Source organism: Bradyrhizobium sp. WD16, assembly GCF_024181725.1.
Taxonomy (GTDB): domain Bacteria; phylum Pseudomonadota; class Alphaproteobacteria; order Rhizobiales; family Xanthobacteraceae; genus Bradyrhizobium_A.
In genome coordinates, this window is the sequence record NZ_CP028908.1 from 5,868,780 (window position 1) to 5,895,559 (window position 26,780).

Annotated in this window: 17 protein-coding genes and 1 pseudogene; 12 read left to right on the plus strand and 6 right to left on the minus strand. The window is 66.2% G+C overall.

The genetic code is table 11. The features are described 5' to 3' along the window. Window positions 1-79 precede the first annotated feature (79 nt). On the minus strand, window positions 80-1,075 hold the full coding sequence (locus DB459_RS26990; RefSeq protein ID WP_253710415.1) for a transporter: 996 nt from the start codon (window positions 1,073-1,075) through the stop codon (window positions 80-82). 809 nt (window positions 1,076-1,884) lie between these two features. On the opposite strand from DB459_RS26990, the gene DB459_RS26995 reads away from it, so the two are divergent. The 5 genes and pseudogenes from DB459_RS26995 to DB459_RS27020 all read left to right on the plus strand — a co-directional run bounded on the left by DB459_RS26995 (window position 1,885) and on the right by DB459_RS27020 (window position 8,161). Next, window positions 1,885-2,868, plus strand: a complete 984-nt coding sequence (locus tag DB459_RS26995) for an AraC family transcriptional regulator (protein ID WP_253710416.1) — start codon at window positions 1,885-1,887, stop codon at window positions 2,866-2,868. Window positions 2,869-3,034: 166 nt separating this feature from the next. After that, window positions 3,035-3,601 (plus strand): annotated as a pseudogene (locus DB459_RS27000) (IS701 family transposase); the annotation flags it as partial. A gap of 63 nt (window positions 3,602-3,664) precedes the next feature. After that, complete coding sequence (locus DB459_RS27675; protein WP_371926828.1) at window positions 3,665-4,138, plus strand: transposase; 474 nt, start codon at window positions 3,665-3,667, stop codon at window positions 4,136-4,138. A gap of 475 nt (window positions 4,139-4,613) precedes the next feature. After that, complete coding sequence (locus DB459_RS27015; RefSeq protein ID WP_253710417.1) at window positions 4,614-5,444, plus strand: xanthine dehydrogenase family protein subunit M; 831 nt, start codon at window positions 4,614-4,616, stop codon at window positions 5,442-5,444. Further along, window positions 5,441-8,161 carry a molybdopterin-dependent oxidoreductase gene (locus tag DB459_RS27020; protein WP_253710418.1) on the plus strand — a complete coding sequence of 907 codons (2,721 nt, stop codon included), beginning with the start codon at window positions 5,441-5,443 and terminating at the stop codon, window positions 8,159-8,161. Before DB459_RS27015 ends, DB459_RS27020 begins: the two co-directional genes overlap by 4 nt. Window positions 8,162-8,265: 104 nt before the next feature. Here DB459_RS27020 and DB459_RS27025 read toward each other — a convergent pair whose 3' ends face one another. After that, complete coding sequence (locus DB459_RS27025; RefSeq protein WP_253710419.1) at window positions 8,266-8,739, minus strand: hypothetical protein; 474 nt, start codon at window positions 8,737-8,739, stop codon at window positions 8,266-8,268. A 565-nt stretch (window positions 8,740-9,304) separates the two neighbouring features. Between DB459_RS27025 and DB459_RS27030 the strand changes: the two genes are divergently transcribed. From DB459_RS27030 to DB459_RS27060, 7 genes are all read left to right on the plus strand, one after another. Continuing rightward, the gene (locus tag DB459_RS27030; protein WP_253710420.1) at window positions 9,305-9,394 is read left to right on the plus strand and encodes a K(+)-transporting ATPase subunit F; all 90 of its coding nucleotides are present in this window, start codon (window positions 9,305-9,307) and stop codon (window positions 9,392-9,394) included. A gap of 116 nt (window positions 9,395-9,510) precedes the next feature. Continuing rightward, the gene (gene kdpA, locus DB459_RS27035) at window positions 9,511-11,223 is read left to right on the plus strand and encodes a potassium-transporting ATPase subunit KdpA (RefSeq protein WP_253710422.1); all 1,713 of its coding nucleotides are present in this window, start codon (window positions 9,511-9,513) and stop codon (window positions 11,221-11,223) included. A 14-nt stretch (window positions 11,224-11,237) separates the two neighbouring features. Next, window positions 11,238-13,352, plus strand: a complete 2,115-nt coding sequence (gene kdpB, locus DB459_RS27040) for a potassium-transporting ATPase subunit KdpB (protein WP_253710424.1) — start codon at window positions 11,238-11,240, stop codon at window positions 13,350-13,352. A gap of 96 nt (window positions 13,353-13,448) precedes the next feature. After that, window positions 13,449-14,048 carry a K(+)-transporting ATPase subunit C gene (locus DB459_RS27045; protein WP_253710426.1) on the plus strand — a complete coding sequence of 200 codons (600 nt, stop codon included), beginning with the start codon at window positions 13,449-13,451 and terminating at the stop codon, window positions 14,046-14,048. 24 nt (window positions 14,049-14,072) lie between these two features. Then, entirely contained in the window at window positions 14,073-16,796 is a 2,724-nt protein-coding gene (locus DB459_RS27050) for a sensor histidine kinase KdpD (protein WP_253710428.1), read from the plus strand. Then, the gene (locus DB459_RS27055) at window positions 16,793-17,482 is read left to right on the plus strand and encodes a response regulator (RefSeq protein ID WP_253710430.1); all 690 of its coding nucleotides are present in this window, start codon (window positions 16,793-16,795) and stop codon (window positions 17,480-17,482) included. Before DB459_RS27050 ends, DB459_RS27055 begins: the two co-directional genes overlap by 4 nt. 106 nt (window positions 17,483-17,588) lie before the next feature. Continuing rightward, entirely contained in the window at window positions 17,589-18,047 is a 459-nt protein-coding gene (locus DB459_RS27060; protein ID WP_253710432.1) for a PTS sugar transporter subunit IIA, read from the plus strand. A gap of 231 nt (window positions 18,048-18,278) precedes the next feature. Here the strand turns inward: DB459_RS27060 and DB459_RS27065 are convergent, their stop codons facing one another. The 4 genes from DB459_RS27065 to DB459_RS27080 form a co-directional block, all read right to left on the minus strand. After that, on the minus strand, window positions 18,279-20,495 hold the full coding sequence (locus tag DB459_RS27065; protein WP_253710435.1) for a CHASE2 domain-containing protein: 2,217 nt from the start codon (window positions 20,493-20,495) through the stop codon (window positions 18,279-18,281). A gap of 7 nt (window positions 20,496-20,502) precedes the next feature. After that, window positions 20,503-21,834: an HlyD family type I secretion periplasmic adaptor subunit gene (locus tag DB459_RS27070; RefSeq protein ID WP_253713715.1), complete on the minus strand. Its 1,332-nt coding sequence runs from the start codon at window positions 21,832-21,834 to the stop codon at window positions 20,503-20,505. Window positions 21,835-21,866: 32 nt separating this feature from the next. Continuing rightward, entirely contained in the window at window positions 21,867-23,615 is a 1,749-nt protein-coding gene (locus DB459_RS27075) for a type I secretion system permease/ATPase (protein WP_253710438.1), read from the minus strand. Between the two features lie 143 nt (window positions 23,616-23,758). Continuing rightward, window positions 23,759-26,719: a VCBS domain-containing protein gene (locus DB459_RS27080; RefSeq protein WP_253710440.1), complete on the minus strand. Its 2,961-nt coding sequence runs from the start codon at window positions 26,717-26,719 to the stop codon at window positions 23,759-23,761. Window positions 26,720-26,780: the final 61 nt, after the last annotated feature.

Consider the following 26,780-nt stretch of genomic DNA (forward strand, 5'->3'; position numbering starts at 1 on the left):
AGTTGCGCACCTGCGACAGTCTGTTTGCCGCGCATACTCGCTCACTTCCAACGACCGATCGGATGCACGCCATTTGATGTCACTTACGCACATAGGGAATTGAGCGCGCGGCGGGTTCTTCAGGCGCCCAAATGCGATAGTTAAGCTGAGCAAAGATCGCAAATCCTTTCGTGATCGTAGCAGTATCGACACCAGGCGAACCTGCCCTGCCGCCCGACGCACTTGCCGAAATTTCTTTCAGCCCCCAGACGTTAATGCTTGCGGGGCCGAAGTCGTAACCGACAAGACCACCGACGGCCCATACGTTGTAGCGGTTGACATTGATCGCACCGTTATAGAAGGCACTCGATCGGTCATCGGTCACCTGGCCTACATAGTAGGCGACGGGGCCAAGGGTCCACTTGTCAAAGGACTTCGTCGCGGTGAACTCGGCGTGGAGGACGTTGCCGGTGCGGTAGTTTGTAAGCCGGTTTGCAGTATTGATTTCCTCGAAGAGGTTCGCCGTGAGATTCCAGCCGTCCTTCACGTAGGACAAGACAAGGCTTGGCTCGAATGTCCACCAAGGGACGCCGACGTTGGACAAACCTGCCGGCCCCTGCTGGGTGCCGGTGGGAACGTACAATCCAAGACCAGTCTTTATGAAGAAACCTGTCTCTCCAAGCCTCCAGCTCAGCTCGTTCGCAAGGAATGCGTTCTGCATCCCCGCTGGCGCAAAATCAATCGGACTTCCAACCGTCGTGGACGTAAACGGCACCACGCCAACGACATCATAGCTCGCACCGAGGAAACTCCAGCCTGGGACCCAAAGCAGGCCAGCCGACGCCGAGTCGGACTTGGAGCTCACTTGCGCCCCATTGACCGTTGGTGCACCAGGTCCGACAATTCTTGCCTGATATGTGAACACCTGATTGAACCCGTAGAGTCCGGGCGGCGGCGCCTCTGCCGACGCACCGATCACGATGCCGGCCGATTGGACCGAGCCTGGAAAACCGAATTCGTACGCTCGCGCCGTCGTCGTGACTGCCAATGCCGTGACTGCAACCGAAGCGAATATCGTTACGGTCTGTCCAGCCAACCCGAAACTCCGAGCCATCGCGTTCACCCCACTCCCTTCCGTTGTCCGTCAGCTTGAATAACTACTTGCTCGCCTTATTTCCGTCCGTGGCTGGTGGCGCCCGCACCGGAAGCAACGCGCTGGACCGCTCACTCCGCGATAGCTGATGAACGTTGCTTTCGGCGTCGCTCTGGAAGATTGATCGCGAGGTTCGAAGCGGCGAAGCCAATCGGCTTGAGCCGAATCCTGCACAATCGACAGGCATTATCTGGTCATTCCGCATGCAGACACGCCGGTGACGGCACGGGCGCCATAGGACGGCGTCGGCGCTACCGGCACCGAAGAGGCGCGACATACCGCCTGTCGATACAGACGCAACCGGCCGACTCCGACCACAGCCGAACGAAAACACGGCGGGCATCGCGCAAAGGGCCGTCAGACGATCTGCTGCTGCGAACGCAAAGACGTCGACGCCGATTGCGCGCAGGTCGCCCCGTAGGCGCGGGCGCCTCATATGGTCTGCCACGAACGTCTTCATCCTCATGATCTCCGCTACGAAGTAGCGCCGCAGCGCGGTCCTCGGCATTAAGGAGCGGGATCGCCCTGCGGCTGAATTCATCAGCGGAGAGCCTTGTCCCGTTCACTTCATTTGTGCGACAGTATGAAGATTCCTAACTGGCTCGCTATAACGGTTTGCGCCAACAATTCGATTAACTGCGCCATGCGGAGTGATGCGGATGGTTCCAACGCCAATACGGGCAGTTGCTACGGAAACAGGCACGCGCTTGCTCCCGATCCAGACTATCAGAGCCTCCATGTTGGCTCCGTTGGTGGACAAGCTCGACCGCGGGCGCGGGCTGACGGACATCTTGTTGAGCGAGCATGACCTGCTCCGTTCAACGCTGGGGGACCCTTACGCCGCGATCCCGCTCAGGCACTACATAACGATGCTAGAACACGCGGCGGTCGCACTTGGGGATTTCTGGTTGGGGCTACATCTCGGACAAAACATGAGGTTTTCCGACCTTGGTCCGCTAGGGCCCTACCTTGCGGCCGCGTCGACGGCACGATCCGCGTTCGAGCGCATGTCGCGTTTTCTCCATGTACTTCAGAGCCACACCTTGGTGAGGCTGGACGTGTCGGGAAAGACGACAATCTGGACGTACCAGGTCGAGGATCCGACGATTTGGCCGCGCGTTCAAGACAGCGAATTGACGCTCGCCGGAACCTGTCAGGTTGTCCGCTTTTTCCTCGGACAGCACTGGTCTCCATCGGAAGTGCATTTCGAACACGGCGCGCCTGACGATTGCTCCGCGCATCAGCGTTTTTTTCGGGCTCCGGTCCTTTTCTCACAGCCAACCAATCGGCTCTTCTTTTCAACCGCCGATGTCGACCGTCCGGTTCGCAATGAAGATCCGGATCTCAGTCGCGTGCTCGAAAGACACATCGCTGATCTTCTTGCTAAACAAGAGACGGAAGCCGACATATTGCGTCAGGTGCAACGTCTCATCGTGCTAAACATGGGCCGTAATCGAATTACGGTCGATAGACTGGCCGGGGATCTTGGTATCTCAACACGAACGTTGCAGCGGGAGCTGTCCAAGCAGAACACCTCACTTCGGCTTCTGCTCAGAGCACATCGCCAGACCCTGGCCGAATCCCGCTTTGCGGCCGGTCGCTGCCGCTCGGCGGATATTGCACAGACGTTGGGCTATGCAGATGCGACTGCGTTTTGGCGGGCCTTTAAGAGTTGGACCGGCGCGACGCCTCGTGATTTTCAAAATCAGAGAAAGAGATATTCTCCACCACAATAAGGGTGCCCCGAGATAGGCTCGCCACCAGGCCCGGCTGACACCCGATGACGGCTTGATCGGGACCGACCTCTTTCCGATCGCATATTGTGTGACCTCCCGTATTCTTTGGACTGATTTCGGATAAGCCTTCGTGCGCCGCGGCTCGCTCCCTCGCGCCGGGCCCCCGGAGGCTCTTGCCGACGAGGAGGTAGTCCTGGTCATCGACGAGACCGGTTTTCTGAAGCAAGGCAAGACGTCATGCGGGGTTGCGCGCCAGTACACGGGCTCGGCGGACAAGATCACCAACTGCCAGATCGGCGTGTTCGCCTCCTATGTATCGCGCCACGGCCACGCCTTCATCGACCGGGCGCTCTATCTGCCAAAGGCATGGACGGACGATCCCAGCCGTCTGAAGGCGGCGTATGTGCCGGACAAGACCGGCTTTGCAACGAAGCCGCAGATCGCGCGGCGGATGATTGCGCGCGCCATCGCCGCAAAGGTGCCGTTCTCCTTCGTCGCAGCCGACAGCGTGTATGGCACGGGCGACATCGAAACGATGCTCCGCAAGGCCGGCAAGGGATACGTTCTGGGTGTTGCCTCCAACCATGTGTTCCGGTCCTGGGGCAAGAAGGGGCTGGTCGGCGGCACAGCCGCGAAGATCGCACAAGATCTTCCCAAGAACGCTTGGCGGCGCCTGTCGGCGGGTGAAGGAACGAAAGGTCCGCGCCTGCACGACTGGGCCTATCTCGAACTGGGAGGGTGTCAGTAACTCGGTGTAAGATGGTTTCTGTGAGTTTACCTTTGACAGGAGACTCACATGGCTACGGATTTTTCACCTGAGATTTTGGACCAGATTCTTGCCGGGGGCAGCCTCAAGCCGGAAGACCTGGCCGGCGAAGACGGGCTTTTCAGACGACTGAAGAAGGCGCTTTTGGAGCGCGCACTGGGTGCGGAGCTGACCCATCACCTTGGCTATGAGAAGGGCGACCCGGCGGGCCGTGGAACGGGCAACAGCCGCAACGGCACGAGCAGCAAAGCGCTGTTGACGGACGACGGCGAGATCGAGATCGAGGTGCCGCGCGCCCGAACGGCGCGTCGACACGTTCAGCACCATCAGGTTCATCGCCCATCGGCTGAGCCACCCTTCTGCCCGGGCGGTTTCCCAACTCGGCAGCGCCATCTCCCCGCCGCCGCGCCGACGCACGCGGGGCCGCTCGACCGGGACCGTTCCCCCATGAAAGTCCAGCCGGCCTGTCGGTCGTCCCCACCGATGGCCGTCCTTGTCCTTTGATCGGCCATGCCGTGGCCCGCAAAGCCGTTCGGCGTCTTCCTCCATCATCCCGGCAAGCGTGGCGATGCCGGCTGTCAGGCAGAAATGCTCGAAACTTTCCCCAACCGTTTGCCAGGCCGCTTCCACCATCGCGGTCGCATCAGGCTTCGTTCTCATGGTAATCTTATTCATGGCGTTGCTTTCCTCGTCGATTCGACACCCAGAGCCTACCGGCTCAAGGCGAGCAACGCCGCCCTTTCTATTTCAACAGAGGTCGGGACATTCCCTCGCCCTCGCACGGTCATTCGGAGACATCGGGACACTAGCAAAATCAAAAAGCTAGTGTGGCTTATGTCTCGCAATTGCCTACAGGGGCTTGCCGCAAAGGGCATAGGCAATTGCGAGACGCCACACTAGTGTCCCTTTGTTTCCAACGTTCGTATGAGCGCCTGCTGCAAAGGAATACGAACGTTGGAAACGGGACACTAGCCGATCCATGGACCTGAACACCATCACCGAAATCGCCCGGCCGGCCTCTCGTGCCGAGCTGCCCAAATGGACGGCAGGCGATGCCTGGCTGGCAGGCGGCACCTGGCTTTATTCCGAACCGCAGCCGCGCCTCACGCGGCTGATCGATCTGACCGAACTTGGCTGGCCCGCGCTGCAGCTGAGCGACGACGGTCTCGAGATCGCGGCGACCTGCAGCGTCGCCGAATTGCACGCGGCGGCGTCGGCGCTTGCGCCGCAATGGCGCGCGGCACCGCTGTTCGAACAGTGCTGCCACGCCTTCCTCGCCTCCTTCAAGATCTGGAAGACCGCGACCGTCGGCGGCAATCTCTGTCTGGCGCTGCCCGCCGGGGCGATGATCTCGCTCACCGCGGCGCTCGACGGCGTTTGCACCATCTGGTCGCCCGACGGCAGCGAACGCCGATTGCCGGTGCTGGACTTCATTGAAGGACCGCAACGTTCGGCACTGGCCGCCGGCGAGTTGCTGCGCGCGGTGCAGATCCCGGCAGCGGCGCTCGGTGCCCGCACCGCCTTCCGCCAGATCTCGCTGACGCCGGTCGGCCGCTCCGCGGCGCTCGTAATCGGCAAGACCGCAGCCGGCGGCGGGCTCGACCTCACCGTCACCGCCTCGACCAGGCGCCCGCTCCGCCTCGCCTTCGACACCATGCCCGACGCGCCGGCGCTGCACGCGCGGATCATCGGCGACATCCCCGATGCGCTCTACCATGACGATCACCACGGCGATCCGGCCTGGCGCCGGCAGATGACGCTGCGGCTCGCCGAGGACATCCGTCGCGAACTGGCCGACGAGGCGCCATGACCTACCTGATCAACGGCGAGAGCTTCGAAGCGGAGCCGCGTCCCGGCCAGTGCCTGCGCACCCTGCTGCGCCAGCTCGGCTGGTTCGGCGTCAAGAAGGGATGCGACGCCGGCGACTGCGGCGCCTGCACCGTGCTGCTCGACGGCGAACCGGTGCACAGCTGCCTGATCCCGGCCCACCGCGCCGAGGCGCGCGAGATCACCACCATCGAAGGTCTCGCCGACGGCGAGGCGCTGCATCCGATGCAGCAGGCCTTTCTCGACGCCCAGGCCTTCCAGTGCGGCTTCTGCACGCCGGGCATGGTGCTGACCTGCGCCTCGCTCAACCAGGCGCAGCGCACCGATCTCGGTCGGGCGCTGAAAGGCAATCTGTGCCGCTGCACCGGCTACCGCGCCATCGCCGACGCGCTCGGCGGGCTCAAGGAAGTCGAGACCGACGGCGCCGGCGACGCGCTCGGCCGCAGCGTCGCCGCGCCGGCGGCACGGCAGGTGGTGCGCGGCGAAGCGCCCTACACCTTCGACACCGATGTTTCGGGTTTTTGCCACATCAAGCTCTTGCGCTCGCCCCACGCCCATGCCCGCATCAGGGCCATCGACAAGCGCGCGGCCCTCGCCGTCCCCGGCGTTCACGCCGTGCTGACCTTCGAGGACGCGCCGTCGACGCGCTTCACCTCCGGCACCCACGAATACACAGTTCATGACGCGCTCGACACCCGCGTGCTCGACGATGTCGTCCGCTTCATCGGCCAGCGCGTCGCGGCCGTGGTCGCCGACAGCGAAGCGGCGGCGGAGGACGGCTGCCGCCGCCTCGTCGTCGATTACGACGTACTGCCGGCGGTGACCGACCCGGTCGCGGCGCTGCGGCCCGGGGCGCCGATCGTTCACGACACGTCGGCGCGGCCGGACGCGAGCGGCAGGCCCAACGTCCTGACCGAGATCCGCTACCATCTCGGCGACATCGAAGCCGGCTTCGCCGCCGCGGACGTCGTCTACGAGAACACCTTCACCACCAACCGCGCCCAGCATGCTCATCTCGAGACCCATGGCGGCATCGCCTGGCGCGACGAGGCCGGGCGGATCAATATCCGCTCCAGCACCCAGACGCCGTTCCTCAGCCGCAAGCTGCTCGCCCGCATCTTCTCGCTGCCCGAAGATCAGATTCGCGTCGTCTGCGGCCGGCTCGGCGGCGGCTTCGGCGGCAAGCAGGAGATGCTGGTCGAGGACATTCTCGCGCTGGCGGTGCTGCGCACCGGCCGGCCGGTGAAGCTCGAATTCACCCGCGAGGAAGAGTTCATCGGCGCCACCACGCGGCATCCGATGACGATCCGGGTCAAGGCCGGCGCGCGCCGCGACGGCGACTTGACGGCGATCGAGCTCGACGTCGTCTCCAATGCCGGCGCCTACGGCAATCACAGCCCCGAGGTGCTGCACCATGCCTGCGGCGAAGCGGTCGCGGTCTATCGCTGCGCCAACAAGAAGGTCGACGGCCTCGCCGTCTACACCCATACGGTGCCGAGCGGCGCGTTCCGCGGCTTCGGCCTGCCGCAGAGCACCTTCGCGGTGGAATCGGCGATGGACGAGCTGGCGCACCGGCTCGGCATCCCGCCGCTCGACTTCCGGCGCCGCAATGTGGTGCGCCCCGGCGATACGATGGAATCACCGTCGACCGCGCCCGGCGACGTCACCTTCGGCAGCTACGGGCTGATGCAGTGCTTCGATCTCGCCGAGGCGGCGCTGCGCCGGCCGGGCGCCGGCATCGCCGCGCCGTCGCCGGAATGGCTCGTCGGCCAAGGCTTCGGCATGACCATGATCGACACCGTGCCGCCGTTCGGCCATTTCGCCGACGTCACCATTCGTCTGCGCGACGACGGCGACTTCGACCTCGTCGTCGGCACCGTCGAGTTCGGCAACGGCACCAGCACGGTGCATCGCCAGCTCGCCGCCAGCGCGCTTCGCGTCAGCGTCGAGCGGATCCACCTGTTGCAGTCCGACACCGATCACGGCGGCCACGATACCGGCGCCTATGGCAGCGCCGGCACCTTCGTCGCCGGACGGGCGAGCCATCTCGCCGCGCAGGCGCTGGCCGAGCGCATGCTGGGCTTCGCCGCCGGCCTCACCGATGCGCCGCCCGAGGCGTGCAGGATCGACGGCGGCGGCATCGCCTGCGGCGATCGCACCCTGAGCTTCGCCGAGATCGCCCGCGCCGCCGCGGCGCGCGGCGAACGGCTCGCCGGCGACGGCCACGCCACCGGCAGCCCGCGCTCGGTCGCCTTCAACGTCCAGGGTTTCCGCGTCGCGGTGCATCCCGCGACCGGCGAGGTGCGGATCCTCCACAGCGTCCAGGCGGCCGATGCCGGGCGAGTGCTCAACCCGATGCAGTGCCGCGGTCAGGTCGAGGGCGGCGTCGCCCAGGCGATTGGCGCCGCGCTCTATGAAGACGTCGTGGTCGACGCCGAGGGCCGGGTGACCACGGCGAAATTCCGCGACTACCACCTACCCTCCTTCGCCGACCTGCCGCGCTCCGAGGTGCTGTTCGCCGACACGGTCGACGAAGTCGGCCCCGCCGGCGCCAAGTCCATGAGCGAAAGCCCCTACAATCCGGTCGCGGCGGCGCTCGGCAACGCCATCGCCGATGCCACCGGCATCCGCTTCCGCGACCTGCCGCTGCGGCCCGACCGCCTCTATCCGGCGCTGGCGGAGAAGTTCGGCAAGGGGTGAGGCGGGCAGACACCGTTTCCCGCCACTCACGACAGCACGGAACAACAGTTCCCGTTCCAGCCGGCGCGTCTTCGCGGCGAGACATGCAGCCGCCGACCAGACGATCAGATGAAATTGTCGCAGCCGAGACGAATGCCGGCCATCGCGCGAGGCTGACGATCGGAGCTGGAGCGAAAGGCATCGGCCTGCGGCGCAGCCAGACGCCGGGCCTCGATCACGGCTTCGAGGATGGCGAGCGACGCCTCCTCGTGGCGCGCCTCGGCCATGTCGTCGAGTTCGACCGGCAGCTGCGGCTGCCGCGAGAGGCTGCAGTGCCAGAGCCCGTCGGTCTGGACCAGCCGCCGTAGCGTCCAGGTCGGCAACTCGCAGGCAAGGAGCTCGAGACAGGCATCCATCCAGGCTTGCGCACCGATCAATTGTTGAAGGCGGCTGGTATGGCCGGCCTGCGCCAGCGAGCGGGTTCGCGGACAGGATTCCGCGATCACGCGCCGCAGCAGGTCGGGCGTGATTGCCGCCGTCGAGTGAGCCGCGCGGGCCAGATCGAATTGCCGACCGCCGCCGTCGGATGAAGGGAACATGGCGCAATCTCGTCAAAGCCTGGTTCGCCTGGAAAACCAACTTGCGCTCGGGGCCATAGGGATACGAGAGGAATCGCCGCACGATGAAATAAATGCGCCATATGGATCGCGCCGCGAACGCATCCCAGCCGCGCCGGCGGCCGTCATGGCGAAGGCGTCGCAACGCCTCCGCCAATATTTGGGACCGACCTTCCAATCGCCCGAAAGGAGCACCTTCCCACCCGCATTCAGCGCGAAAATTGACCCGACAACAAGGAGATAACGGATAGCCGCGGAGCACCGGCAAAGGTGCTTCAGCGCACCGTCTTTATGGAATTCCTATACCTCCGGGCCGCCTTCCCTCTCGAAAACCTACCCTCGCCGCAGCCAGATGAGGCCGACGTTCCGCGGCTTGAGGCACGTCAAGCGCGCCAATCCCGCTCAACTAAAATTGGTGCATTTCTCCGGCCGCCACTCCTGGGAGCTCTGCGATGTTGGAATTCCTCCTGCTCGCCCTCGGCCTTGCGCTGTTCGCCCTATCCGTCGGCTACGTCTACGCCTGCGACCGCCTGTGAAGGAGCGCGCCATGGCTTTCGATCAAATTCTCGCCGCGACGGTAACGGTCGGCCTTCTGGTCTACCTCACCTACGCGCTGCTCCGGCCCGAACGGTTCTAGAGCCTATTCCGCTCCGATGGAATCGGAGCAGAGGCTCTAGGTTTTTGTTTGACGCGTTTTCTTCGCGCGAACCGGTGTCCACTTCGCTGGAAAACGCTCTAAAGAGGGGCTGCATCATGACGATGCTCGGCTGGATTCAAGTCATTCTCTATTGCGCCATCATCGTGGCGCTGGTGAAGCCGGTGGGATGGTACATGACCGCCGTCTTCAACGGCGAACGCACCCCGCTGTCGCTCGTGCTGCGCCCCGTTGAGGTTGCCCTCTACAAGCTCGGCGGCGTCGACGAAAAACGCGAGCAGGGCTGGATCGGCTATACCATCGCCATGCTGCTGTTCCATGTCGGCGGCTTCGCCATCCTCTATGCCCTGATGCGCCTGCAGGCCGTGCTGCCGTTCAATCCCGCCGGGCAGTCGGCGGTGGCTCCCGACCTCTCGTTCAACACCGCGATCAGCTTCATCACCAACACCAACTGGCAGAACTACGGCGGCGAAGGCACGATGTCGTACCTCACCCAGATGCTGGGGCTGACGCATCAGAACTTCCTGTCCGCCGCCACCGGCATCGTGCTCGCCGTGGCGCTGATCCGCGGCTTCGCCCGCGCCTCCGCCAGGACCATCGGCAATTTCTGGGTCGATCTCACCCGCTGCACGCTCTACATCCTGCTGCCGGTCTGCGTCGTCTTCACGCTCTTCCTGGTCTGGCAGGGAATTCCGCAGACGCTGGGACCGTCTATCGAGGCGACGACGCTGGAAGGCGCCAGGCAGACCATCGCCGTGGGGCCGGTGGCCTCCCAGGTCGCGATCAAGATGCTCGGCACCAACGGCGGCGGCTTCTTCAACGCCAACGCCGCGCACCCGTTCGAGAACCCGACGGCACTGTCGAACTTCGTCCAGATGCTGTCGATCTTCGTCCTCGGCGCGGCGCTGACCAACGTGTTCGGCCGGATGGTCGGCGACCAGCGCCAGGGCTGGGCGATCCTCGGCGCCATGGGCGTGCTGTTCATCGCCGGTGTCGCCGTCTGCTACTGGGCGGAAGCCCACGGCAATGACGCCCTGACCGCACTCGGCCTCGGCGGCGGCAACATGGAGGGCAAGGAAGTCCGCTTCGGCATCGTCGCCTCCGCCCTGTTCGCCGTCATCACCACCGCGGCCTCCTGCGGTGCCGTCAACGCCATGCACGATTCCTTCAACGCGCTCGGCGGCATGATCCCGCTGATCAACATGCAGCTCGGCGAGATCATCATCGGCGGCGTCGGCGCCGGCCTCTACGGCATGCTGCTGTTCGTGATCCTGGCGATCTTCGTCGCCGGGCTGATGGTGGGCCGCACCCCGGAATATGTCGGCAAGAAGATCGAGGCCAAGGAGGTGAAGATGGCGATGCTGGCCATCCTGATCCTGCCCTTGATGTATCTCGGCTGGACCGCGGTGGCGGTGGTCTATCCGACCGCCGTCGCTTCCATGGCCAATCCCGGCCCGCATGGCTTTTCCGAGGTGCTCTATGCCTACACCTCGCAGACCGCCAACAACGGCTCGGCCTTCGGCGGCCTGACCGGCAACATCCTGTTCTACAACGTCACCGGTGCGATCTCGATGTTCATCGGGCGATTCTGGATGATCATCCCGGCGATGGCGATCGCCGGATCGCTGGCGGCGAAGAAATCGGTGCCGCCATCGGCCGGCACATTCCCGACCACCGGCCCGCTGTTCGTCGGCCTCGTCGTCGGCGTGATCCTGATCGTCGGCGGCCTCACCTTCTTCCCGGCGCTGGCCCTCGGCCCGATCGCCGAGCACCTGGCGATGACGGCCGGCACCCTGTTTGCCTCGAATTGAGCGGAGCTCGCCCCATGGATACCACTCACATCGTGCGGAAGCGCCAGGTCACGTCGGCGCTGTTCGATCCGCAGATCCTCGTCCCGGCGATCGGCTCGGCCTTCGTCAAGCTCGATCCCCGCACGCTGATCAAGAACCCGGTAATGTTCGTGCTGGAAGTCGTGACGGTGCTGACCACGGTCATCCTGCTGCGCGACATCGTCACCGGCGGCGGCGAGATCGGCTTCGAAGTTCAGATCATCCTGTGGCTGTGGTTCACCATCCTGTTCGCCAATTTCGCCGAGGCGATCGCCGAGGGCCGCGGCAAGGCGCAGGCCGATGCCCTGCGCAAGACCCGCACCGAGACCAGCGCCAAACTGCTGACCGGCAGCGGGCGGGAGTTCAAGCTCGCCCCCAGCACATCGCTGAAGGTCGGCGACGTCGTGCTGGTCGAAGCCGGCGACACCATCCCCTCCGACGGCGAGGTGGTCGAGGGCGTGGCCTCGGTCAACGAGGCGGCGATCACCGGTGAATCCGCGCCGGTGATCCGCGAATCCGGCGGCGACCGCTCGGCGGTGACCGGCGGCACCCAGGTCCTGTCGGACTGGATCCGCGTCCGCATCACCGCGGCGGCGGGCTCGACCTTCCTCGACCGTATGATCAACCTCGTCGAGGGCGCCGCCCGGCAGAAGACGCCGAACGAGATCGCCCTCAACATTCTGCTGATCGGGCTGACCATCATCTTCGTCTTCGCCACCGCGACGATCCCGAGCTATGTGGCCTATGCGGGCGGCACGGTCTCGATCGTGGTGCTGGTGGCGCTGTTCGTCACCCTGATCCCGACCACCATCGGCGCCCTGCTTTCGGCCATCGGCATCGCCGGCATGGACCGCCTGGTCCGCTTCAACGTGCTGGCGATGTCCGGCCGCGCGGTGGAGGCCGCCGGCGACGTCGACACCCTGCTGCTCGACAAGACCGGCACCATCACCCTCGGCAACCGCCAGGCATCCGCCTTCCGGCCGGTGCGCGGCGTCACCGAGAAGGAGCTCGCCGACGCGGCGCAGCTCGCCTCGCTCGCCGACGAGACGCCGGAAGGCCGCTCGATCGTGGTGCTGGCCAAGGAGAAACACGGCATCAGGGGCCGCGACATTGCCGAGATCGGCGCCCATTTCATTCCGTTCACGGCCCAGAGCCGGATGAGCGGCGTCGAGATCGGCTCGTCCTGGGTCCGCAAGGGCGCCGTCGACGCGGTGATCAACTTTCTCAACGCGGGGGGCACCGCCAGCGCCTCGGGCAACGTCGTCCGCGCCATGCAGCCGGCGCTCAGCACCGAGGCGACGCGGGAAATCAACGCGATCGCCGAGGAAATCGCCAAGGCCGGCGGCACGCCGCTGGCGGTGGCGAGGGACGGCAAGCTGCTCGGCATCATCCACCTCAAGGACATCGTCAAGGGCGGCATCCGCGAGCGCTTCGCCGAGCTGCGCCGCATGGGCATCCGCACGGTGATGATCACCGGCGACAACCCGATGACTGCGGCGGCCATCGCCGCCGAAGCCGGCGTCGACGACTTCCTCGCCCAGGCGACGCCGGAGGACAAGCTGCGCCTGATCCGCGACGAACAGGCCAAAGGCAAGCTGGTGGCGATGTGCGGCGACGGCACCAACGACGCCCCCGCGCTCGCCCAGGCCGATGTCGGTGTCGCCATGAATACCGGCACCCAGGCGGCGCGCGAAGCCGGCAACATGGTCGATCTCGATTCCAACCCGACCAAGCTGATCGAGATCGTCGAGATCGGCAAACAGCTGCTGATGACCCGTGGCGCGCTGACGACCTTCTCCATCGCCAACGACGTCGCCAAGTATTTCGCCATCATCCCGGCGATGTTCCTGGCGTTCTATCCGCAGCTTCAGGCGCTCAACATCATGAATCTATCGAGCCCGCAAAGCGCCATCCTCTCGGCCATCATCTTCAACGCGCTGATCATCATCGCGCTGATCCCGCTGTCGCTGAAGGGCGTCGCCTATCGCGCCGTCGGCGCCGGCGCGCTGCTCCGCCGCAACCTGCTGGTTTACGGCCTTGGCGGCATCATCATTCCGTTCATCGGCATCAAGGCCATCGACCTCGTCGTCGCTGCGCTGCATCTGGCGTGAAGGGAAGCGACATGCGTTTCGAGGCATCGAGCCTGTCGCGCGGCGGAAGCTGCAGATGATCGCTGACCGTCGCGACACCCATTGAGGAGAACAACCATGTTGAAGGAACTCCGCCCCGCCGTGGTCTTCATCGTCGCCCTGACGGTGATCACCGGCCTCGTCTATCCCCTCGCCATGACCGGGATCGCCCAGGCCCTCTTCCCCCGCCAGGCGCAGGGCAGCCTGATCGAGCACCACGGCCAGGTGGTCGGCTCGGCGCTGATCGGCCAGGCCTTCGCGCAAGACAGGTACTTCCACGGCCGGCCGTCGGCCACCAATGCGCCGGATCCGAATGATTCGGCCAAGACCGTCGATGCGCCCTACAACGCCTCGAACTCCATGGGCTCCAATCTCGGCCCCACCAACAAGGCCCTGATCGAGCGGGTCAAAGGCGAGGTCGAGAAGCTGAAGGCGGAAAATCCGTCGGCGGCCGTCCCGATCGACCTCGTCACCACGTCGGGCAGCGGCCTCGACCCGAACCTGTCGCCCGAAGCCGCCCTCTTCCAGGTCGGGCGGGTTGCGAAAGCCCGACAGATGTCGGAGGATCGAATTCGACAGCTGGTCCAGCAACACATCGAAGGACGCTGGCTGGGCCTCCTGGGCGAGCCGCGGGTCAACGTGCTCGCCCTCAATCTGGCCCTCGATCAGCTGAAGTGAGGTTGCGAAAGGCACTCGGATCCGATGGCGGAATGGCACCGCGATACTGAGGCCAGACCTTCGCCGGAGGCGCTGCTGGAAGCCGCCCGGCGCGAAGACAGCCTTGCGGGCAAGCTGAAGATCTTTGTCGGCGCCGCCCCCGGCGTCGGCAAGACCTATGAGATGCTGCAGCAGGCGCGCGCCCGCCGGCGCGACGGCGCCGATCTCGTCGTCGGCGTCGTCGAGACCCACGGCCGCAAGGAGACCGAGGCGCTGCTCGAAGGCCTCGAGGTCATTGCGCGCCGCCCGATCGACTACCGCGGCCAGCGCCTCGAGGAAATGGACCTCGACGCCATCGTGGCGCGAGGCCCGAAGATCGCGGTGGTCGACGAGCTCGCCCACACCAATGCGCCAGGCTCCCGCCATCCCAAGCGCTATCTCGACGTCGAGGAACTGCTCGATCGCGGCATCGATGTCTACACCACCGTCAACATCCAGCACATCGAGAGCCTCAACGATGTGGTGGCGCAGATCACCCATGTGCGGGTGCGCGAGACCGTGCCCGATTCGATCTTCAACCGCGCCGAAGCCGTCGAACTCGTCGATATCACGCCGGACGACCTGATCCAGCGCCTCAAGGACGGCAAGGTCTACGTCCCCAGGCAGGCCGAACGCGCCCTCGAGCATTTCTTCTCCAGCGCCAATCTCACGGCGCTGCGCGAACTCGCCCTGCGGCGCACCGCCGAGCGCGTCGACGAACAACTGCTCGACCAGCTCCAGGCCCGCGCCATGCACGGCGCATGGGCGGCGGGCGAGCGGATCCTGGTGTGCATCAACGAGGATCCGGTGGCGCAGGGGCTGGTGCGCTACGCCAAGCGCCTCGCCGACCGCCTCCACGCGCAGTTCACCGCTCTTTCGGTCGAGACCTCGCGCAATCTTCAATTCAGCGAGGAGCAGCGCGACCGGCTCGCCGACACGCTGCGGCTCGCCCAGTCCCTGGGCGCGGAAGCCGTCTCGATCCCGGGCGGCGGCCGGCGCATCGCCGACGACGTGATCAGCTATGCCCGGGCCAACAACATCACCCAGATCGTGGTGGGCAAGTCGTCGCGCTCGCGCCTGTTCGAGATCATCTACGGCTCGGTTGTCCACGACCTGGTCCGCCGCGCCGACGACATCAGCGTCCACGTCATCGCCGGCGAGGACGCGCTGGAGGAGCCGCCGGCGCGGCGGGCGATCAAGCCGGCGCAGAGCCAGGGCGCCTTCGACCTCAGGCCCTATGCCTATGCGCTTGCCGGGGTCGCCGCGGCGCTCGGCTTCGGCGAGGCCATCTGGCCGTGGTTCGGCATCGAGAATGTCGACCTGGTGTTCCTGACCGCGATCGTGGCCGTCGCCGTCAGCCTGGGACTGTTGCCGTCGCTGCTGGCCACCGTGGCCGCGTCGCTGGCCTACAATTTCTTCTTCATGGAGCCGCTCTACACCTTCACGATCGCCGACCCGCGCAATATCGCGGCCTTCATCTTCTTCACGGTGATCGCGGTGTTCGTCTCCAATGTCGCGGCCAGGGTCCGCACCCAGGCCGTCGCCGCCGCGATGCGGGCGCGCAACACCGAGTCCCTCTATTCGTTCAGCCGCAAGCTTGCCGGCGTCGGCACCCTCGACGACGTGCTGTGGGCGACCGCCTACCAGATCGCCTTGATGCTGCGGGTGCGCGTCGTGCTGCTGCTCGAGGAGGACGGCTCGATCGCCGTCAAGGCCGGCTATCCGCCCGAGGACGCCCTCGACGAGGCCGATCTCGCCGCGGCGAAATGGGCCTGGCAGAACGACCGTCCCGCCGGCCGCAGCTCCGACACGCTGCCCGGCGCCAAGCGCCTGTTCCTGCCGATGCGCACCGGCCGCGGCGCCATCGGCGTCGTCGGCATCGACAGCGACCGCCCCGGCGCCCTGCTCACGCCGGACGAGCGCCGCCTGCTCGACGCCCTGATCGACCAGGGGGCGCTCGCCATCGAGCGCGTTCGCCTCGTCGAGGACATCGACCAGGTCAAGCGCGCCATCGAGGCCGATCGCCTGCGCAGCGCGCTTCTGACCTCGATCTCGCACGACCTCAAGACGCCGCTGTCCGCGGTGCTCGGCTCGGCCGGCGCGCTGCGCGACCTCGGCGACAAGCTCGGCCCCGCCGAGCGCGCCGACCTGCTCGGCACCATCATCGACGAGGCCGAGCGGCTCAACCGCTTCATCGCCAACCTGCTCGACATGACCAAGCTGGAATCCGGCGCGGTGACGCCCAACGCCGCGCCCCACGACATGCACGAGATCGTCAGTACGGCGCTGCGCCGCGCCGGCCGGATCCTGGCGCGCCACAAGATCGAGCTGAAGCTGGCGGCGGACCTTCCCATGGTCGCGGTCGACGCAGTGCTGTTCGAGCAGGTGATCTTCAATCTGCTCGACAACGCCGCCAAATACTCCCCGGAGGGCAGCACCGTCACCATCCAGAGCTTCCGCGACGCAGGATCAGTGATGCTGCAGGTCGCCGACGAGGGCCACGGCATCCCGCCCGGCGACCTCGAGCAGATCTTCGAGAAGTTCTACCGGGTGCGGAAGACCGACCACGTCCGCGCCGGTACCGGGCTCGGGCTTGCCATCTCCCGCGGATTCATCGAAGCGATGCAGGGGACGATCACGGCGGCCAACCGGACCGACCGCTCCGGCGCCGTCTTCACCATCCGGCTGCCGGTCCCGGCCCAACAGCGTCAAATGGATACGGCGGCATGAGCGCAGCGCCCCTGCAGGTTCTGGTGATCGACGACGAGCCGCCCATCCGCAAACTGCTGCGCATGGGCCTCGGCAGCCAGGGCTACCGCGTCATCGAGGCGGGCAACGGCAAGGCCGGGCTGGAGTGCCTCGAGCAGAAGCCGGACCTCATCATCCTCGATCTCGGCCTGCCCGACATCCAGGGGCACGAGCTGCTGCGGATGATCCGCGCGCGCAACGACAGCGTGCCGGTCGTCGTGCTGTCGAGCCGCGGCGACGAGGCCGGCAAGGTCCAGGCGCTCGACTACGGCGCCGACGACTACGTCACCAAGCCGTTCGGCATGGACGAACTGCTGGCGCGGCTGCGCGCCGCCCTGCGTCACCAGCTTCAGAGCCATGGCGAGCGGCCCCTCTTCCGGGTCGGCGACCTGTCGGTGGATCTGGTGCGGCGCATCGTCAAGCGCGGCGACGCCGAGATCAAGCTATCCCCCAAGGAATACGACCTCCTGCGGATCCTGGTACAGCACGCCGGCAAGGTTCTCACCCACAAGTTCCTGCTGAACGAGCTATGGGACAGTTTCACCGACGCCCAATATCTGCGGGTCTATGTCCGCCAGTTGCGCCAGAAGATCGAAGCCGATCCGGAGCAGCCGCAATTGCTGCTGACCGAGACTGGCGTCGGCTATCGGCTGCGTGCGCCGGACTGAGCGCGCGCGGCGCAGCACTGGTTTGGAGCGAAGGCCGTGGCTCTTGTTGTTGACGTACCGTCTTCACGCGAGCCGGCCTCCCCCTCGCTTGAAGACGCTCGATGGAATGACTGAAATGAATCTCGCTGCGGTGTTCTTCCCGGCCACGACCGTGATCGACCTCAATGTCGCCGACAAGGCCGACCTGCTGCGACGCCTCGCCGAGATCGCATCGACCGCCGCCAATCTGACCGCCGGCGAGATCACCGCCGCCCTCGTCAAGCGCGAGGACCTCGGCTCGACCGGTCTTGGCGGCGGCGTCGCCATTCCTCACGCCCGCGTGGCGGAATTGAAGACGCCCTGCGGCGTCATCGCCCGGCTCAAGCGCCCGATCGATTTTGCCGCCATCGACGGCCAGCCGGTCGATCTCGTCGTCCTCCTCCTGCTCCGCGGCGACGCCGGCAGCGATCAGCTCAACCTGCTCGCCGCGGTGGCGCGACGGCTGCGCGATGTGCCGGCGCTGCGCGCGTTTCGTGCTGCAAAAGGCGCCCAGCAGCTCCTGGAACTGTTCACGCGGCCGGCGTGACGCGCCATAGCCCCATTCGCAAATCCCGCCTTCCGGCGTGGCGCGCTTGCGCTATCAGCATTCGAGCGAGTTCTTCAAACGCGCGTCAGATCCAAAACCACACTAGAAGTCCTGGATGCCCGCGACCGGTCGTCGGCTTCGATCCGGCACAATGGCTGGGCGCGCCGAAGCTTCTTAGCGAAGGCGGGCGAGCGCGGGCATGACGATTGAAAGGGGCGTTTCAGTGAACCGCTACTTGCCGGTCGCGACGAAGACGCCGTCCCATGCGGCCGGCGGCGGCGCGGCCTGGAACGCCCTGATGCGCTCGGCATAGAGGTCGTGATAGGCCTTCAGCCGGCCGGCGCTGTCGGCCTTGCGGCCGGCGTCGAGCGCGAAGGCCGCGCCGCTCCAGTCGCGGCTGCGATAGGCCGCCAGCATCTCGGTATTGGCGTTGCGCAGGTGCTGGAATTCCTCGGACGCCAGCAGGTCCTCGCGCCCGAACACCGCATAGATCACCTCAGGCTCGTTCTTGCCCTTCACCCGGATGAAATCGATCTCGAGAATGGCGAAGCGTTCCCTGACGGCGAGCGCGGTGTTCGATCCGGCGATGATCGGCACGCCGTAGGATTTCGACTGGCCTTCGAGGCGCGAGGCGAGATTGACGCTGTCGCCGAGCGCCGAATAGTCGAAGCGCAGGTCCGATCCCATGTTGCCGACGACGCAGGCACCGGTATTGAGGCCGATGCCGATATTGATCGGGATGAAACCCGCGCCGTCTGCTTCCGCCTCGGCCCGCCGCTCCACGTTGAGCATCTCGATCCGGGCGATCATGTCGAGCGCGGCCTCCACCGCATGGTGCTCGTGCATGGCGTCGCCGAGCGGCGCGTTCCAGAACGCCATGATGGCGTCGCCCATGTATTTGTCGACGGTGCCATGTCGGCTGACGATGGCGTTGGTGAGCGGCGTCAGCAGCCGGTTCATCAGCGAGATCAGCCCCTGGGGATCGTCCTTGTAGCTCTCGGAGATCGTGGTGAAGCCGCGGACGTCGGAGAACATCACGGTGAGCGCCCGCACCTCGCCGCCGAGCACCAGATGCTCGGGGGCGCTGGCGAGCCGCTCGACCAGCGCCGGCGACAGGTATTGACTGAAGGCGGAGCGGATGCGCCGGCGCTGCTGCTGTTCGCTGACGTAGTTGACGAAGACCAGCACCACATAGATCAGGAAGCTCGCGAGCAGCGGAAAGCTCGCATCGATCAGCAGCCGTTGCTGGTCGAACAGGTACCACGAGACGCCGGCGATCAGCACCGACAACACGATCCCCAGCAGCAGGATGACCAGCGGACCGAACACCGGCACCAGCCAGATCACGGCGCCGCCGACCACCAGCGCCGCCAGGATCTCCAGCGCACCGGCGAAGTTCGGCCGCGACAGGGTCGAGCGCGTCAGCACGTTTTCGAGGATCTGGGCGTGAACCTCGACGCCGGGCACCACCGGGTCGACCGGCGTCGTCTTGACGTCGAGCAGACCCACCGCCGAGGTCCCGATCAGCACCAGGCGGCCGTTGAAGCGGTCGGCCGGCACGGCGCCTTCCAGCACGTCCACCGCCGAGACGAAGCGCGCCGGATCGTGGTGGGAGAAATGCACCCAGAGCTGGCCGTTGCGGTCGGTCGGAAACTGAAAGCCGCGCACCGCGACACTTCTCATCCCGGCGGCATCCGCCCTGATCAGCAGTGATTCCGATCCGCTCGCAACCCGCAGGATTTCCGTGGTCAGCGACGGCAGCAGATTTCCCTCGGCGCGCATCACCACCGGGACGCGGCGGACGATGCCGTCGCGCTCGGTGCGGATGGCGAGCTGGCCGAGGCCTGCGGCGGCGTTCTCCAGCACCGGAATGTTGCGCAGCAGCCCGGGGAAATCGAACAGCAGCGGCGTCGGGTCGACGCCCAGCACCGCGACGCCCTGCGTCGGCCGCGGCGGCAGCGACCTCGCCACGACCCTCGGCAGGCCGGATTCGCCGAGCACGACGCGGCCCTTCTTCAAGGCCGCGGCGAGGATCTGGTCGTTGTTGGGCGCGGCACGAAGGCGCGCGCGCGTCGCCTCGTCGATGCCCTGGAAATCGCGGGCGGCGATATCGGGCGACAGGCGGTCCGGCTCGGCGAAGATGATGTCGAAGCCGATCACGACGGCGCCGGCCCGGGTCAGGCGGTCGACCAGGTCGGCGAGCCGCGTCCGCGCCCACGGCCACTGGCCGATGCGATCGAGGCTCTTGTCGTCGATGTCGACGATCACCACCGGGCGCTGCTCGGCCCGCCGCGGTGCCAGAACCTGATAGGTATCGAAGGTGCGCACGCGCAATTCCTCGACCGCAAGCGGGTCGGCGATGCGGCCGGCGACAAGAACGATCAGCAGCGCGACGCAGAGCGCGCGGCCCGGTCCGAAGCGGCGAGCCAGTCGGCGGAGCCCCTTCATGGATCGGCTACTTCTCCCGGAATGCGCGCATGAGCTGGTCGTGCAGCGGCTTCGCCAGATAGGACAGAACGGTGCGCTCGCCGGTCTGGACGAAAGCTTCCACCGGCATGCCGGGGATCAGCTTGACGTTGTCGAGCCGCGCCATTTCGCCGGCCGGAATCGAAACCCGCACGGTGTAATAGCTCTGGCCGGTGCGCTGGTCGGTGGTGGTGTCGGGCGAGACCCGCACCACTTCGCCGCTCAGTTCCGGCGTGGTGCGCTGGTTGAAGGCGGACAGCCGCAGCAGGACCTTGGCGCCGATCTTGACCTGGTCGATGTCCTGCGGGTTGATCTTCGCCTCGACCGACAGCGTATCGGCCTGCGGCACGATCAGCATGATCGCATCGCCCGCGGTGATCACGCCGCCGATGGTATGGACGTTGGACTGCAGCACCATGCCGTCCTGCGGCGCCCTGATCTCGATGCGCCGGAGCTGATCTTCGGCCGTGACCTTGCGCTCGACCAGTTCACCGATCTTGTCGTTGACCTCGCGCTGTTCCTTGGTGACCTCGGCGCCGAGATCCTTGTCGATCTGGATGATCTGCAGTTCGGTCTCGGCGATCTTGCCCTTGGCCTGGGCGGTGGAGGCGACGAACTGGCCGCGGTCGCCTTCGAGGCGGGCGGCATCGCGCTCCAGCGCGGTCAGGCGCGAGATCTGGATGAGGTTGCGGTTGTAGAGGTCGCGGACGCCTTCGAGCTCCTTGTTGATCAGATCGATCTCGCGCCCCTTGGCGGCCTCCTGGGCGGCGAGGCCGCGGATCTCCTCCTGAAGCTGGGCGACGCGCTCGCGCAGCTGCGCGCGCTGGCCGAGGCGGCCGGCGCGCCGTACCTCGAACTGGTTGGTCTCGCTCGCCATCACCGCCATCACTTCCGGGTCGCCGGCCTGGTCGAGCAACACCTGCGGAAACGTGACCTGCTGCGCGCCCTGCAGTTCGGCCTGCAGCCGCGCCGCCCGGGCATAGAGCGCGTTCAATCCCTTGGTGACGATCGCGAGGCTCGCCTTGGTGACGGTGTCGTCGAGCTTGACCAGCACGTCGCCGGCCTTGACGAGGTCGCCGTCGCGGGCACGCAATTCGCCGACCACGCCGCCGGTCGGATGCTGCACCTTCTTGACGTTGGAATCGACCACCACCGAGCCGGACGCCACCAGGGCGCCGGCGATCTGCGTCGTCGAGGCCCAGCCGCCGACACCGCCGGACAGCAGCACGACGATGGCGACGCCCGCGAGCAGATGCCGGCGGATGGAGCGGCGCGACTGGGTGAGCGGAGCTGGCACCGGGGTCGGGGACGCGACGATCATTGCGGGTGGCTGTGCCATCGTCTGCCTCATGATCACACGCCCGCATCCGGCGCCGCGCGCCGCGGCAGCGGCGCGACCTTGGCGGGCGAAGGCTGCAGCACGGCCTCCTTGGATCCGAAGGCCTGCCTGCGTCCGCCGGCCATCACCAGCACGTGGTCGACGCCGGCGAGACCGACGGGCCGGTGCGCCACCACCACGACGATGCCGCCGCGAGCCCGCACCGCGAGGACGGCCGCGGTGAGCGCCTCGTCGCCGTCGCGATCGAGATTGGAATTCGGCTCGTCGAGCACGAGCAGGAACGGCTCGCCGAAGAGCGCCCGCGCCAGCGCCACACGCTGCGCCTGGCCCGCCGAGAGCACGCAACCCTGTTCGCCGATCTGGCTGTCATAGCCCTCGCGCATCGACACGATCAGTTCGTGGATGCCGGCCTGTTTCGCCGCGGCGATGATGGCCTCGGGCCGCGCCTCCCGATCGAAGCGGGCGATGTTCTGGGCGATGGTGCCGGCAAACAGCTCGACGTCCTGCGGCAGATAGCCGATGTGCCGGCCGAGCACCTCGGGCGACCACTGGTCGAGGGTGGCGCCATCGAGGCGCACCGCGCCGCGTTGCGGCGCCCAGACGCCGACCAGCGCCCGCGCCAGCGACGACTTGCCCGAACCGCTCGGCCCGATGACGCCGAGCCCCTGCCCGGCTTCGAGTTCGAACGACACATCGCCCACCGCCACCTGCTGGCTGCCCGGCGGCACGACGCCGAGATTCTCCACGGTCAGCCGCCGGGCCGGATCCTGCAGCAGGGTCGGCGCCGAACGCATCGGCAGGGCCGCGAACAGGACGTTGAGCCGGCGCCAGCTCTGCCGCGCGGCGACGAAGCCCTTCCAGTTGGCGATGGCGAGATCGACCGGCGCGAGCGCCCGGGCGCTGAGGATCGAGCCGGCGATGATGATGCCGGCGGTGGCCTGCTGGTTGATGACGAGCCAGGCGCCGACCGCGAGCACCGCCGACTGCAGCATCATCCGCAGCACCTTGGCGAGGGCGCCGAGGCCGCCGGCGACGTCGCTCGCCCGGCGGTTGCCTTCGAGATAGGTCTGGTTGGCCTCGGTCCAGCGCTGCGTCATCCGGCCGGCCATGCCCATGGCGACAAGCACCTCGGCGTTGCGCCGGCCGGCCGCGGCGAGATCGCTGCGCCTCGCCGCCTGGGCGGTGGCTTCCCGCCACGGCGCCTGGGTGAACCATTCGGTCAGCACCGTCAGGGTCGCCAGGATGATGGCGCCGACCAGCGCGGTGACGCCGATCAGGGGGTGGAAGGCGAAGCAGATCGCCAGATACAGCGGCAGCCATGGCAGATCGAACAAGGCGCCCGGGCCCATGCCCGACAGGAACGCGCGCACCGCGTCGAGGTCGCGCAGCGGCTGAAGCCCCTCGCCGCGGCCGCCGCTGACCAGCGGCAACCGGACCACGGTTTCGAACACGCGCGGGCTCAGGACCTCGTCGAGGCTCATGCCGATACGGACCAGAATACGCCCGCGCAGCAGGTCGAGCACGCCCTGGGCGACATAGAGGCCGCCGGCCAGAATGACCAGACCGACCAGGGTCGGCACGCTGCGGCTCGGCAGCACCCGGTCATAGACTTCCAGCATGAACATCGAGCCGGTCAAATAGAGGATATTGATCATGCAGCTCATGGCCCCGACGCCGAAGAAGGCGCCGCGGCAGGCGCTCAAGGCCTCGCCGAGCTCGGATTTGGCACTGGATTGGAGCGAAGGAGACGGGCCGCGCTGCATCATCAGATCCGAATTGACGGACGACCGGCGGTGCTTGCTGCCCGTGTCCTGCTGAATCGTCGCACCATTATGCCAGCCGCCCGCCGGTTTTGGCAGTTTTTCCCGAGCGCCGCCCGCCGAAAATTCGTCGGCCGGCCTGACGCTCAGCCGATGGAATGGCTGCTGACGATGAAATCGCTGGCATGCAGGCTGCTGGCGGCAACGTTCTTCAGAGTGATGCTGTCCTGGCTGTCGATGGTGATCAGGGTGTCCGCGCCCACGGCCGTGACGTGCTGCGCCATCCAGCCATTGACATCATCCGTGGTCACAACGGCACGAAGATCGATCTGATCCTGGCTCGGGGAGAAATCGAGGATGGTATCCTTGCCCGACTGGGGGGCGAAGACGAACTGTTCCGCGACGCTGGAACCGAGAAAGACGTCTTTCCCCGTCGTTCCGGCCAACACAACCGGGGCCACCGGAAAATCGGCCGTGCTGAAAATGAAGTTCAGGCTGTCGGAGGCGCCATGGCCATCGGTGACGGAGACCGTCACCATTTCGACGTGCTCTTCGTCGGATTCGTTGGTCTGATAGACAAACCCGGCGAGATCGCCGTTGATCGCGACAAGGGTTCCGCTATCGCCGTTCGAACTCAGGGTTCCATAGACGGTCTGCGCCTGCAGCGTGTAGGTCTCCGTGCTCGCGGCATCGGCATCGCTGACGTGCAAGCCGGAAAAGGCGATTCGGTCCTCGTCCGTGTGGACCGCGCTGAGCCCGTCGATAGCGATCACCGGCGCGTCGTTGACGCCATGGATGTCGAAGGACACATCCTTGGTCGTTCCGTCCGCCGCGGTCACCGTGAAGACGTCGGTCCTGGTCTGGTCGGCGCCGAGATAGGCGACCGCAGAATTGGCGACGGAATACACGTAGGAACCGTCGGACTGCAGGGTCAGGACGCCGAGATCGCCGTCGTGGGCGACGACGTCGGTCTGGAAGCTGGACTGGCCATGATCGGCATCGCTGATGCCGATGTGGCCGCTCGCCAGCAGATTGCCATTGGCATCGACGCCAAAATCCTCGGTGACGGACGCCACGTCCGGATTGCCGATGACGGCGGGATCGTTGCTGCCGGTGACGACGACATTCACCGTCTCGGTGCCGCTGGCGCCGTTCGTGTCGGTGATCTGGAGGGTATAGGACAGCGTCACGCTCTCGCCCGCGGCGAGATAGTCGAACAGATGGTCCGGCGCGGTGAAACTCGCCGTGAGCTGGCCGTGAATGTCGTCGAGGTTCTTGGTCAGGCTCTCGATCGAAAGGCTCGAGCCGAAAGTCGACGCAAGATCCGCCGGCAGTCCGCCCGTCACGCCGCTGGCGCCGACGAAATGCACCGATGGCGTGTGGCCGGCGGCGAGATAGCCGCTGGTGACGTCGCTGAAGTCCTGATCGGTGAAATTGAGGACGATCGTCGCCGTATCGGAGGCGCCGCTCCCCGTCACGGCCGGTCGTTCGCTGAGCAGAACGGACGTCAGCGGCGTCGTGCCCGTCGTGTCGCCAACCAGCGCATGGGCCGCGCCGTTGAGCGCGTCGGCATAACTGCCGGTGTACTGATAACTGCCGGTGGTCGAAAACACCGGGGCGTCGTTGAGGCCGACCAGCGTCAGTTCGAGCGTGATATGGACGGTATAGGGCTCGTTCGACGTCAGATTGGCGGTCGCCGGACCACCGTAGCTGTCGAAGGTGATGGTGTAGACCGCGTTCTCGCCCTTGCCCAGGAACTGAAAGTTGCTCGGATCGTAGGTGATTTTGCCGGAGACCGGATCGATGGTGATCAGGCTCGCCAGGTTGAAGCTGCCCGGCAGCGCCGAGGGGCCGGTCGTGTTCGTCAGCACGGCGGTGCCGGAAACGTAAGGCACCACGATGTTGTAGAACGGCGCGGAGCCGACACTGGTCTGATCGACGACGACGCGATCGCCGATATTGAAGGACTTGATCACCGACACCGACGACTGGATATCGTCCACATTGCCGACCCCGCCGGCTTGCGGCGCCGACACGTCGCTGACCTTGATGGTGGGCGGCGGCACGATCGTGATCGTCGCATCGAAGCTGCTCCAGCCCCTGGAGTCGGCATCGGGAAGGAGCAGGTTGGCGAGCTTGATCTGCCCGTCGGTGGTGAACTGGTAGAGCTTGTCGTCGCCAAACAGCCAGTAGCTCGAGCCGGACGATCCGCCGTTGGATTTCGGATCGGCGTCGTTGAGCTTCTGGAACGCCATCGAGAAGACCTGCTGGATCAGGTCCCGCTCCGCCTGCATGTCGGCCAGCGTCTTCACCTGCTCGGTGATCGAGAGCTGGTTGAAGCCGGACGGCGTGACGAGGGTCACGATCCCGGCCTGGTTCACGGTCCCGATCCTCTCGCCGGTCACCCGGCTGTAGAGTTCGTACGAGCCGACATGATTGCCCGGCTCCACCAGCACGGAGAATTTGGTCGGGCCGTCATTGGCGGCGATTTCGACCAGCACCGCTGTGCCGCGGATGCCCATCGTCGCGACCGGCGTGTCGATCCGCATCGACCCGTTCTTCGCCGTCTGGCCGGCGACGAAGGTGATGGTGCCCTGGACGAGGCTCAGGAAGGACGAGTTCGATGACCCGTTGGGGTCATAGACCATGTCGTTGAGCACCATGCGGGCATTGGAGCCGAGACTGAACGCGGTGCCGTCGACGAAGATGACGCCCAAGGCGCTGTCCTGCCCCGCCTGCACCACGTCGCCCTTGAAGACGTTGTCGCCGATGTTGAGGTCGACGGTGACGCCGTTGCGCACCACGCTGGCGGTGCCGGTCAGCTTCGCCACCTTGCCGATCGGCGTGCCGGCGGGCGCCGCCGCTCCCGCCTGGGCGAACACCGTCGGTCCCGCCAGGGCGTCGACGACCGCGCCGCTGAGGCTGGCGCCCTCGCGGCTGTAGATGTCGGCGCGCCCGGTTCCCTTGAAATAGTCCGGCACGAGGAGCTTGCGGTCGTCGTCCGAAATCACGAGGTCGCTGCCCGAGCGCGCGTAATGGCCGGAGAACACCAGATGTGAATCGCCGACCACCACCCGGCCGCCGGTTGTGGCTGAGGCTCCATGCAACCCTGATCCGTCGACATGGCTTTTGGCTATGGACTGCCGGTCCCCGACGGAGTCGTTCGCG